Raw genomic sequence first — 12,280 nt, forward strand, 5'->3', positions numbered from 1 at the left:
ATTATCCGGAGGGGCATGTGGTGTGGGATAATCAAAACCGTTAAGGAAACGGGCTGAAGAAAGGAGAAGCACAAATGGCAAAATATATTGCAAAGCGAGTTTTACTTGCAATCGTCACATTGTTTGTTCTGACAAGTGTAGTGTTTGTTCTTGTACGTTTGATGCCGGGGGATCCATTTTCCAGTGATAAAATGACACCGGAAATCCGCGCGAATCTGGAAGCGTATTATGGTATGGACAAACCGTTGCCGGTTCAATACATAACTTATATGAAGAATGTACTTCACGGAGATTTGGGATATTCCATGAAGTATGAAGGAAGAACTGTTAATCAGATTATTGCGGAATCTTTCCCGTATTCTGCAGACCTTGGTATCCGTTCCCTTTGCTTTGCATTGTTCTTCGGACTGATCCTTGGAATAATTGCAGCGCTGAATCGTGGGAAAAAGCTTGATTTTTTCTGTATTTTGATTGCGATTATCGGTACATCTATGCCGGACTTTATTATGGGATCTGTATTGCAGTATTTCTTCGGAATCAAATGGAAGATTCTTCCGGTTGCGCAGTATACAAGCTTTAAACACACGATTCTTCCATCGATTGCTGTTGGATTCTATACACTGGCTTCTGTATCTCGTTTAATGCGTTCGAGTATGCTGGAAGTTGTTACGTCTGATTACACAAAGACAGCTAAGGCAAAAGGGCTTTCTGATTTACGAATTACGATAAAACATCAGATCAGAAATGCGATTACTCCGATTATTACGATTATGGGACCGACAGTTGCCTCTGTACTTACCGGTACTTTCGTAATCGAAGCCTTATTTGCAATTCCTGGAATGGGAAAACATTATGTAGACAGTATCAATATGAATGACTATACACTTGTGCTTGGAATGACGATCTTCTATGGAGCATTCTTGATTATCGCTATTTTAGTAGTAGATATTCTGTATGGTATCGTTGATCCGAGAATTCGTCTCAGCGGTAAAAAAAGGTAGGTGACAGGAAATGGCAGAGATAACAAGAGATAAATTTAAAGTAGTAGGTAAAAATATTCAGAGCATGGAGTCCATTTCACGTCCGAATATCGGTTACTGGCAGGATGCGTGGAGACGAATTCGCAAAAATAAGGTTGCATTCTTTTCCTTGTGTTTGATCGGATTTTATGTACTTATGGCAATCTTTGCTCCGATGCTGAGCAGATATGATTTTTCAACACAAAGTGTTGCCGAGATGAATCAGAGCTTTTCTGCAAATCACTGGTTTGGTACAGACTCTCTTGGACGAGACCTCTGGGTTCGTGCCTGGAAAGGTGCAAGGGTATCCCTTACAATTGGGTTTGCAGCAAGTATTATTAATGCTTGTACAGGTTCACTCCTTGGAGGTATCTCCGGCTTCTATGGAGGAAAAGTGGATATGATCATCCAGCGAATCGTAGATGTACTTTATGGTATTCCGAGCATGATCGTTACGATTCTGCTGATGGTTGTTATTGGTAATGGTGTCCACTGTCTGATCCTTGCGATGTGCTGCGTAGGATGGATCGGGAGCTGCCGTTTCGTTCGAGGAGAAGTGCTGAAACTTCGTGAATCGGATTTCGTGGCTGCTGCAAGAATTCTTGGTGTGCCTGACATTGTTATAATTGTAAAACATATTCTGCCGAATATCATGGGACTTATCATTACGAACCTTACCATGGCAATTCCGGGAGCAATTTTCCAGGAGGCATTCCTGAGCTATATCGGTCTTGGTATTAAGCCGCCGAACTGTAGCTGGGGTGTTCTGGCGAAAGATGGTATTGCGCAACTGAGAATTCATCCGTATCAGGTAGTTGTTCCGGCATTTTTGATCTGTACAACAATGCTTGCACTTAACCTGTTAGGTGATGGCCTTCGCGATGCGTTCGACCCGAAACTTAGAGGAACTGAGTAAGAAAGGAGTAGGAAGAGATGGAAAATTTATTAGAAGTAAAAAATCTGACATTCTCCTTTCGTACATACGGAGGAGTAGTAAAAGCAGTACGGGATGTAAGCTTTGAAGTGCGCCCGGGAGAAATCCTTGGAATCGTTGGAGAATCAGGATGTGGGAAGAGCGTTACTTCGTCATGTATTATGAGACTGAATCCGGAACCACCGGGATTCTTTGAGGGTGGAGAGATCCTTTATAAAGGGAAAGATATTCTGAAAATGAATAAAAAGGAACTGCGCCAGATTCGCGGTACAGAGATTGGATTTATTTTCCAGGACCCAATGACTTCTTTGAATCCGACGATGAGAATCGGTAAACAGATTGAAGAAGTATTTGTCAATAAGAAAGGCATGAGTGCTGCAGAAAAAAAACAAAAAGCGCTTGAGATTCTGAAACTAGTTGGTATTTCTGATGGGGAGAAGAGATATAGACAGTATCCACATGAACTTTCAGGTGGTATGAAGCAGCGTGTTATGATCGCAATTGCGCTGGTAGGAAGTCCGAGTATTGTAATTGCAGACGAACCGACCACATCACTGGATGTTACGATTGAAGCACAGATCCTTGAACTGCTTAAGAATCTTCAGAAGACATTGGGAACCTCTATTATTCTGATAACACATGACCTTGGCGTCATTGCAAAACTTTGTGATCGTGTTCTTGTTATGTATGGAGGAAAAATTGTAGAGCGAGGTACTGCTGAAGAAATCTTTTATGACACGGCGCATCCGTATACCAAGGGACTTATGCAGTCTATTGCTAGATTGGATACAGCAAAAGGTGAAAAACTGAAACCGATCGAAGGAACTCCGCCAGATCTATTCAGCCCACCGGTAGGATGTCCATTTGCCGCACGTTGCGAATATTGCATGGATATCTGTAATGAGATGCCTCCGGAAACATATGATTTGTCCGGTGAGCACGAGACCTGCTGCTGGCTGCAGCATGAATTTGCACCGGACAGTGATTTGAGAAAAGTTCCGGCTGAGAAAGGAGAGGTGGAATAATGGAAAATAAAGAATTAAAGCAGCCTCTCGTACAGGTGAAAAATTTATGTAAGTATTTCCAGCTTAACAGAAAAGCAACACTGAAAGCAGTAGATGATGTCAGCTTTGATATTTATAAAGGGGAAACGGTCAGTCTTGTTGGAGAGTCCGGGTGTGGAAAATCAACGACAGGTCGCTGTATGATTCGTCTGTATGACCTTACAAGCGGTCAGGTATTGTATGATGGAAAAGATATTTCTAAATTAAATAAAACTGAGCAGAAAGAGTTCTGCAAAAAAGTACAGATGATTTTCCAGAATCCATATTCTTCATTGAATCCGAGAATGACGGTGAAAGAGATTGTTGGAGAAGGGCTGAAGCAGCATGGAATGTCTGCGAAGGAAGTCGATGAAAAAGTTGAACAGCTGTTGAAAACAGTCGGTCTTAATAAAGATCATATGTCTCGTTTTCCGCATGAATTTTCTGGCGGACAAAGACAGCGTATCGGTATTGCGAGAGCACTTTCTGTAGATCCTGAATTCATTATCTGTGACGAACCGATTTCGGCCCTTGATGTATCTATTCAGGCACAGGTGATCAACATGCTAAAAAATCTGCAGGAAACAATGGGACTGACCTATTTGTTTATTGCTCATGATTTGAGTGTTGTAAAATATATTTCGGATCGTGTGGTAGTTATGTATCTGGGGACGATCGTTGAGACAGCCGAGACGGAGGAGCTCTATTCGAACCCGACACATCCTTATACAAAGGCTCTTCTGTCTGCAATTCCGGAAGCAGATCCGAAAAAAGCAAAAGCAAATGAGCGTATTCCGATAAAAGGCGAGATCCCAAGTCCGATCAATCCGAAGAACTGTTGCCGATTTGCTGAAAGATGCCAGTATGCAACAGAACGCTGTTTTAATGAAATGCCACAGTTACATGAAATCAAACCCGGACATAAGGTTGCATGTCATCTTACAGAGAATATGTAAAGAAAATAGAAGGAAGTCTTTCGAATCTGAAAGGCTTCTTTTTATTGCCTTTCAGATATCAAAAAGGTCGGGAGGGGCTTTTTGGTCGATTTTGCCTTTGTTGACAGAAATACGGAAAGAGCATATAATTGATTCAATTGAAAAAATATATATCAAATGATGTATAAACAGGAGGAATAAAATGGATACAAATAAACTGAATCGTATTCTTGATTTAATGAAAGAACAAGAAGTACCGCAGATGATTATTTCTGATCCTATGGCAATTTTTTATTTGACAGGGAAGAAGATCGTTCCGGGGGAAAGATTACTCGCATTATATTTAAATATTAACGGCGGGCATAAACTGGTAGTCAATAAGTTGTTTCCACAGGAAAAAGACCTTGGTGTTGAACTTGTATGGTACGATGATATTGAGGATGGAGTAGAAATCTTAAGTAGATTTGTTGAAAAAGGCAAAACAATCGGAGTTGACAAGACATGGCCTGCAAAATTTCTTCTCAGACTGCAGGAATTGGAACCGGAAAGTAAGTTTGTTAATGGCTCTCTCATTGTAGATGCAATCAGAAAGGTGAAGAATGACGATGAAAAACAACTGTTAAGGGAAGCATCACTTGCAAATGATAGAGTAATGGAAGAACTTATTCCATTGACGGCCAAAGGATATACCGAAGTGGAATTAAACAGGATCGTGCGTGGCTTATATGAGAAATCAGGACATTCAGGAGTTTCTTTTGATCCAATAACGGCTTATGGTAAATCCGGAGCTGATCCGCATCATGTAACAGATGGATCAAAGGGTAAAAGAGGAGACAGTGTTGTCCTTGATATCGGCGGTATTTTGAATGATTATTGCTCTGATATGACAAGAACTGTTTTCCTTGGTGAGGTTTCGGACAAAGCGCGTGAGGTTTACGAGATTGTAAAAGAAGCACAGCAGAGAGGAATTGAGGCTGCAAAACCTGGAAATCGCTGGTGTGATGTTGATTTTGCCTGCCGTAATTATATAGAAGAAAAAGGATATGGGGCATATTTTACACATCGTACAGGCCATTCCATTGGACTTGAAGATCACGAATATGGGGATGTCTCAGCAGTCAATGAAGAAATAATCAAACCGGGGCAGTGCTTTTCGATTGAGCCGGGAATCTATCTTATGGAAGAGGGGATCGGTGTTCGAATAGAGGACCTTGTACTGATTACGGAGGACGGATGTGAAGTTCTGAATAAGTTTCCAAAAGATCTGATTGTGGTACCTATGGAATAGTGGATGAGAACACCGGTTCGTATTTCATGAATTTTTAAGATTTGACAGTGACTGAATGGACTGAAAGCGGTTGACAATAGATATAAAAACCGTTATGATATACAATTGTAATTGTAAATTTTACGTTAAAGGACGTAATAGAATTGTAACAAAGTCTAGGGGCGGTCAACTGGGAAGCAGGCAGCGTGGAATTATGCGCCCGGCATAAGATGAATGAAAGAGAGAGGACATGGGCCAGAAAAGAAATAGAGCAGGAAATAACAGCCAAAATCGAAATGAACGGAACATTAGCAACAGCCGCGAAGTGAGCAGACGGACTAAGGGGAAAAACCGGTATTCTTTTGAAGAAGACAGAAGAACAACGGCCAGATATTACGATGATGATGGATATTACCAGACTGAGCCTAAGAGAAGGAAAAAATCAGCATCCGCAAAGAACAGGGATGATTATACAAAGAAATCTAAAAACCGAAGTTCCGAATACGGCAGCAAAGGCAGAAAAAGGAAAAGACGTGGAAGAAGAAAGAATGTGGTCAGTAAGACGATCGGTATCATCTTGGCAATCATTCAATTTGTTTTATCAGTAGTCCTTACGGTAAATGTTTTGTTCTTTGATATGCTGACGGTTACCTATATCATGGTTCTGGCCGGTGTACTGCTTATTTTACTCGGAATAACACTATTGTCTCAGATAGGGGCAAAAGGAAAGGGAATCGGAGGAAAAATCTTCTGTATCTTGCTGTGTATCATTCTTGCGATGGGATCTTTCTATATAGGTAAAATAAATAATGCATTTCAGAAGATAACCGGAAGCAACACGATGACAAGTTCCATGGTTGTCGCAGTAAGACAGGATGACAGTGCGCAGAAACTTGTGGATACGTCTGATTATACATACGGTGTACAGTATGCCACAAATGCAGATCAAACAAAGTCGACGGTCAAACAGATTGAAAAAGAAATAGGTAATGAGATCACGGTTCGAGAATATGCCGGCATGATTGAAGCGGCACAGGCATTGCTCTCAGGAGAAGTGGATGCGCTGGTTTATAATTCCGGTCAGACGGGGATTATCAAAGATCAGATCCCTGACTTTGAAAATGAGGTCAGAGTGATTTATAAGCACAGCATTGTTGTGCAGATAGAAAATACAGCAGCTGATGCCAGCGTGACAGAACCGTTTGCGGTATATCTGAGCGGAATGGATACTTATAATGATATCACTTCCGGAGACCGGAGCGATGTAAATATTATTGCAGTCGTGAATCCAAAGAGCCACCAGATTCTTTTGGTTACGACACCGAGAGATTATTATGTCCCGATTCCGGGAATCTCAAATGACCAGGAAGATAAGCTGACCCATGCAGGAATTTATGGTATTGAAGCATCTATGGATACCTTGGAAGAACTATATGAGATGGATATTCCATTCTTTGGAAGGGTAAACTTTACATCTATGATCAATATCGTTGATGCATTAGGCGGATTGGATGTGGAATCAGATGAAGAGTTTGATACGGGTGAAGAATCTGGAAAAGTAGTTCATATTAATGAGGGAATGAATCATCTGAACGGCAGAGAAACACTGGCGTTCTGTCGTGAACGTCATGCTCTTGCCGATGGGGATAATGCTCGCGGAAGACATCAGCAGGCTGTTATTACTGCAATCATTAAAAAGATGATGTCTCCGTCCATGTTAAGAGGTGCTTCCGATATTATTGCAAGTGTGAGTGACGGCGTTGATACGAATTTCAGTATGAATCAGATCCAGTCTTTGATTAAGACACAGCTTCGAACGAACGCAGAGTGGAATATTTATTCTGTTTCAGCCGAAGGTGTTGGTGATAAGCAATATTGTTATTCTTCCGGAGATGCATTATTGTATGTATGTATCCCGGACGAAACATCCGTTTCAAATATTATTGATCTGGTCAACCGTGTTGAAGCGGGCGAAGTGCTTGAAGAATCAACTGTCGTTGGACAATAGAATATATAATATACAAAGAAAAAGGCATTTACTGGAAAATATTCGTCAAAATATTTCCGGTAAATGCCTTGACTTTTCTTGCGGTATATAATACAATAACCTAGCGTGCAAAGAAACGTGCGGTTATTTTTGCGTGCATTTAAACTGACAATGTTTAAAACGTAACCAATTATTACATCATAGGAGGTGAAAGAGATGCCAACATTTAACCAGTTAGTAAGAAAAGGTCGTCAGACAGCTGTTAAGAAATCTACCGCTCCGGCTCTCCAGAAAGGATACAACTCTCTGAGAAAGAAAGCTACGGATACATCTGCACCGCAGAAGAGAGGTGTTTGTACAGCAGTTAAGACAGCTACACCGAAAAAGCCGAACTCAGCTCTTAGAAAAATTGCCAGAGTACGTCTTTCTAACGGAATCGAAGTAACAAGCTACATTCCAGGAGAAGGACACAACCTTCAGGAACATAGCGTTGTTCTGATTCGTGGTGGTCGTGTTAAGGACTTACCAGGTACAAGATACCATATCGTTCGTGGAACACTTGATACAGCAGGTGTTGCAAAGAGACGTCAGGCTCGTTCTAAATACGGAGCTAAGAGACCAAAAGACGCTAAGAAATAATAACGAAACAACAAAGTTATCGTATCACAAACAGAACTATGAGGATTATAGTTGGTTGCGGGTTTAATCCAGATAAATGCCCATCTCTGGCATCAGGATGTCCCGTGAGCTGATGACACATAGAGAGACACATGTGAGTACCGATGAATTATTCAAGCAGGGCCAGAAGGCTTTGCCAATATGTATAAGGAGGGAAGGACCGTGCCACGTAAAGGACATACTCAAAAAAGAGACGTATTAGCGGATCCGTTATACAATAACAAAGTTGTTACAAAACTTATCAACAACATCATGTTAGATGGTAAGAAAGGTGTAGCACAGAAGATTGTATACGGAGCATTTGAAAGAGTTGCAGCAAAGGCTGATAAGCCGGCTATCGAAGTGTTCGAAGAAGCAATGAACAACATCATGCCAGTACTTGAAGTAAAGGCAAGACGTATCGGTGGTGCAACATACCAGGTACCAATTGAAGTAAGAGCAGACAGAAGACAGGCTCTTGCACTTCGTTGGCTTACATTGTATTCTCGTAAAAGAGGAGAGAAGACAATGGAAGAAAGACTGGCAAATGAAATTCTTGATGCAGCAAACAACACTGGTGCATCTGTAAAGAAAAAAGAAGATATGCACAAGATGGCAGAAGCAAACAAAGCATTTGCTCATTACCGTTTCTAAAACTGGGACATATTATAAAATGTTCCGGAAACAAGATGCAGAAGATCGTCTCACAGTGCCTGCATTATGCTGCGCATAGAGACGAATCTGCGCGACAAATATTAGGAGGACAAAATCTTGGCTGGAAGAGAATATCCATTAGAGAGAACCAGAAATATCGGTATTATGGCACATATTGATGCTGGTAAGACAACTCTTACAGAGCGTATCTTATATTATACCGGTGTTAACTATAAGATTGGTGATACTCATGAAGGAACTGCTACCATGGACTGGATGGAACAGGAGCAGGAAAGAGGTATCACAATTACTTCAGCAGCTACGACATGTCATTGGACTTTGGAAGACCATACAAAGCCGAAAAAAGGTGCTCTCGAACATCGTATCAACATCATTGATACTCCGGGACACGTTGACTTTACCGTAGAAGTTGAACGTTCACTTCGTGTACTTGATGGTGCCGTAGGTGTATTCTGTGCTAAGGGTGGTGTTGAACCTCAGTCAGAAAACGTATGGCGTCAGGCAGACACATACAATGTACCGAGAATGGCTTTCATCAATAAGATGGACATTTTAGGTGCAGATTTCTACAATGCAGTAGAACAGATTAAGACAAGATTAGGTAAGAACGCAATCGTTCTTCAGCTTCCAATCGGTAAGGAAGATGATTTCAAAGGAATCATTGATCTTATGGAAATGGAAGCATATATCTACAATGATGATAAGGGAGATGACATTACAGTTTGTGAGATCCCGGAAGATATGAAGGATGATGCAGAGCTTTATCACCAGGAATTAGTCGAAAAGATCTGTGAATTAGATGATGATCTGATGATGATGTATCTGGAAGATGAAATTCCGTCAAATGATGAACTGAAAGCAGTTTTAAGAAAAGCTACATGCGAGTGTACAGCTGTACCTGTTTGCTGTGGTTCTGCTTACAGAAATAAAGGTGTTCAGAAACTTCTGGATGCAATTATTGAATATATGCCGGCTCCGACTGATATTCCGGCTATTAAGGGTGTGGATGAAGACGGAAATGAAGTTGAAAGACATTCATCCGATGAAGAGCCGTTCTCAGCTCTGGCGTTCAAGATTATGACTGACCCGTTCGTAGGTAAACTGGCGTACTTCCGTGTTTACTCAGGAACAATGAATTCTGGATCTTATGTGCTGAATGCAACAAAAGGAAAGAAAGAACGTGTTGGACGTATCCTTCAGATGCATGCAAATAAGAGACAGGAATTAGATAAGGTTTATTCAGGAGATATTGCTGCTGCAATCGGATTTAAGTTCACCACTACCGGTGATACAATCTGTGATGAACAGCATCCGGTTATTCTTGAATCCATGGAATTCCCGGAACCGGTTATCGAGCTTGCTATTGAGCCGAAGACCAAAGCTTCTCAGGGTAAACTTGGTGAATCACTTGCAAAACTTGCAGAAGAAGACCCGACCTTCCGTGCTCATACAGATCAGGAAACAGGTCAGACCATCATCGCAGGTATGGGTGAGCTTCATCTGGAAATTATCGTAGACAGACTTCTTCGTGAATTTAAGGTAGAAGCTAATGTTGGTGCACCTCAGGTTGCATACAAAGAAGCATTTACCAAGGCAGTTGACGTTGACAGCAAATATGCTAAGCAGTCCGGTGGTCGTGGACAGTACGGACATTGTAAAGTTAAGTTTGAACCAATGGATGCTAACGGAGAAGAGACATACAAGTTTGAATCTACCGTTGTCGGTGGTGCAATTCCGAAGGAATATATCCCGGCTGTAGGTGAAGGTATCGAAGAAGCTATGAAGGCTGGTATTCTTGGTGGATTCCCGGTTGTTGGTATTCATGCTAACGTTTATGACGGATCTTACCATGAAGTTGACTCTTCTGAAATGGCATTCCACATTGCAGGTTCCCTTGCATTTAAGGATGCGATGAAGAAAGCTGAGCCTGTACTTCTTGAGCCTATCATGAAGGTAGAAGTAACCATGCCTGAAGAATACATGGGCGATGTAATCGGTGATATCAACTCTCGCCGTGGACGTATCGAAGGTATGGATGACCTTGGCGGAGGAAAGATCGTAAGAGGTTATGTACCGCTTTCTGAAATGTTCGGATACTCTACAGACCTTCGTTCGAGAACACAGGGACGTGGAAACTACTCAATGTTCTTTGAAAAATACGAACCGGTTCCGAAGTCTGTACAGGAAAAGGTATTATCTAACAAAAACGCATAAAAAATGCGAAAAAGGCTTGAAAAACTGTATTATTTGAAATATAATCAGAATTAGCCGAGTTAAAACATCGAAACTAAAAATGCCCAAAGTGGGTGCTATATTTAAGGAGGATATTCAAAATGGCAAAGGCTAAATTTGAAAGAACAAAACCGCATTGTAATATCGGTACCATCGGACACGTTGACCATGGTAAAACAACTTTAACAGCTGCTATCACAAAAACTCTTTCTCAGAGAGTACCTGGTAACGCTGCAGTAGATTTCGAAAACATTGACAAAGCTCCGGAAGAAAGAGAACGTGGTATCACAATCTCTACAGCTCACGTTGAGTATGAGACAGAAAAACGTCACTACGCTCACGTAGACTGCCCGGGACATGCTGACTACGTTAAGAACATGATCACTGGTGCTGCTCAGATGGATGGTGCTATCCTCGTTGTAGCTGCTACTGATGGTGTTATGGCTCAGACAAGAGAGCACATCCTGCTTTCTCGTCAGGTAGGCGTTCCTTACATCGTTGTATTCATGAACAAATGTGATATGGTAGATGATGAAGAACTTCTTGAATTAGTAGAAATGGAAATTCGTGAACTTCTTGATGAATACGAATTCCCGGGAGATGACACTCCGATTATCCAGGGATCAGCTCTGAAAGCTCTTGAAGATCCGTCAGGAGAATGGGGAGACAAGATCATGGAACTTATGGATGCAGTAGATTCATACATTCCGGATCCAGAACGTGCAACAGACAAACCATTCCTTATGCCTGTAGAAGACGTATTCTCTATCACAGGACGTGGAACAGTTGCTACTGGTAGAGTAGAACGTGGTGTTCTTCATGTTTCTGATGAAGTAGAAATCGTTGGTATCAAAGAAGAAAACCGTAAAGTAGTTGTAACAGGTGTTGAAATGTTCCGTAAACTTCTTGATGAAGCTCAGGCTGGTGACAACATCGGTGCACTTCTTCGTGGTGTTCAGAGAAACGAAATCGAAAGAGGACAGTGTCTGTGTAAACCAGGTTCAGTAAAATGTCACCACAAATTTACTTCTCAGGTTTACGTATTAACAAAAGATGAAGGTGGACGTCATACTCCATTCTTCAACAACTATCGTCCACAGTTCTACTTCAGAACAACAGACGTAACTGGTGTCTGCGAACTTCCAGAAGGAACAGAAATGTGTATGCCTGGTGACCACGTAGAAATGACATGTGAACTGATCCATCCAGTAGCTATGGAGCAGGGACTTCGTTTCGCTATCCGTGAAGGCGGACGTACAGTAGGTTCTGGTGTAGTTAAAGAAATCATCGAATAATTTCTTTGAATTAACATTATTGCAAAATATAAATCCCGGGAAACTAAAGTTTCCCGGGATTTTGGTATCAAAAACATATCTTATGTATCAAAATTAAAAAATCTCTTATCAACCCTTACTATATATCTTCAGAAGAATATGTAAAAAGATGGGAACAAGTGACGTATGAGAAAAAAGCATTTGCAGAAGGGACAGTTGAAACAAAGGCATTGCCAATTAATATTGGCTTAATTGAT

At 41.3% G+C, this 12,280-nt stretch carries 10 protein-coding genes; all 10 read left to right on the forward strand.

Annotated features, from left to right (window positions below):
• Positions 1 to 74 precede the first annotated feature (74 nt).
• A complete protein-coding gene (locus tag ACTNBR_RS07585) occupies positions 75 to 1,001 on the forward strand; it encodes an ABC transporter permease (protein WP_427806084.1) in 927 nt (308 codons plus the stop codon).
• A 10-nt stretch (positions 1,002 to 1,011) separates the two neighbouring features.
• Positions 1,012 to 1,935, forward strand: a complete 924-nt coding sequence (locus ACTNBR_RS07590; RefSeq protein WP_427806083.1) for an ABC transporter permease — start codon at positions 1,012 to 1,014, stop codon at positions 1,933 to 1,935.
• Between the two features lie 17 nt (positions 1,936 to 1,952).
• Positions 1,953 to 2,978 carry an ABC transporter ATP-binding protein gene (locus ACTNBR_RS07595; protein WP_427806082.1) on the forward strand — a complete coding sequence of 342 codons (1,026 nt, stop codon included), beginning with the start codon at positions 1,953 to 1,955 and terminating at the stop codon, positions 2,976 to 2,978.
• On the forward strand, positions 2,978 to 3,952 hold the full coding sequence (locus tag ACTNBR_RS07600) for an ABC transporter ATP-binding protein (protein ID WP_427806081.1): 975 nt from the start codon (positions 2,978 to 2,980) through the stop codon (positions 3,950 to 3,952). Before ACTNBR_RS07595 ends, ACTNBR_RS07600 begins: the two co-directional genes overlap by 1 nt.
• Positions 3,953 to 4,133: 181 nt before the next feature.
• A complete protein-coding gene (locus ACTNBR_RS07605; RefSeq protein WP_427820022.1) occupies positions 4,134 to 5,219 on the forward strand; it encodes a M24 family metallopeptidase in 1,086 nt (361 codons plus the stop codon).
• Positions 5,220 to 5,448: 229 nt separating this feature from the next.
• On the forward strand, positions 5,449 to 7,206 hold the full coding sequence (locus tag ACTNBR_RS07610; protein WP_441017557.1) for an LCP family protein: 1,758 nt from the start codon (positions 5,449 to 5,451) through the stop codon (positions 7,204 to 7,206).
• A 195-nt stretch (positions 7,207 to 7,401) separates the two neighbouring features.
• Entirely contained in the window at positions 7,402 to 7,824 is a 423-nt protein-coding gene (gene rpsL, locus ACTNBR_RS07615) for a 30S ribosomal protein S12 (RefSeq protein ID WP_427806078.1), read from the forward strand.
• Between the two features lie 201 nt (positions 7,825 to 8,025).
• On the forward strand, positions 8,026 to 8,496 hold the full coding sequence (gene rpsG / locus ACTNBR_RS07620; protein ID WP_427806077.1) for a 30S ribosomal protein S7: 471 nt from the start codon (positions 8,026 to 8,028) through the stop codon (positions 8,494 to 8,496).
• 117 nt (positions 8,497 to 8,613) lie between these two features.
• Complete coding sequence (gene fusA, locus ACTNBR_RS07625; RefSeq protein WP_427806076.1) at positions 8,614 to 10,731, forward strand: elongation factor G; 2,118 nt, start codon at positions 8,614 to 8,616, stop codon at positions 10,729 to 10,731.
• 119 nt (positions 10,732 to 10,850) lie between these two features.
• Positions 10,851 to 12,044 (forward strand): elongation factor Tu, encoded by a 1,194-nt coding sequence (gene tuf / locus ACTNBR_RS07630; protein WP_427806075.1) that lies wholly within the window; start codon positions 10,851 to 10,853, stop codon positions 12,042 to 12,044.
• The last annotated feature ends 236 nt before the right edge of the window (positions 12,045 to 12,280 follow it).

The sequence above is a fragment of the Bariatricus sp. HCP28S3_F11 genome, from assembly GCF_052065395.1.
In the GTDB taxonomy this organism is placed as follows: Bacteria; Bacillota; Clostridia; order Lachnospirales; family Lachnospiraceae; genus Allocoprococcus.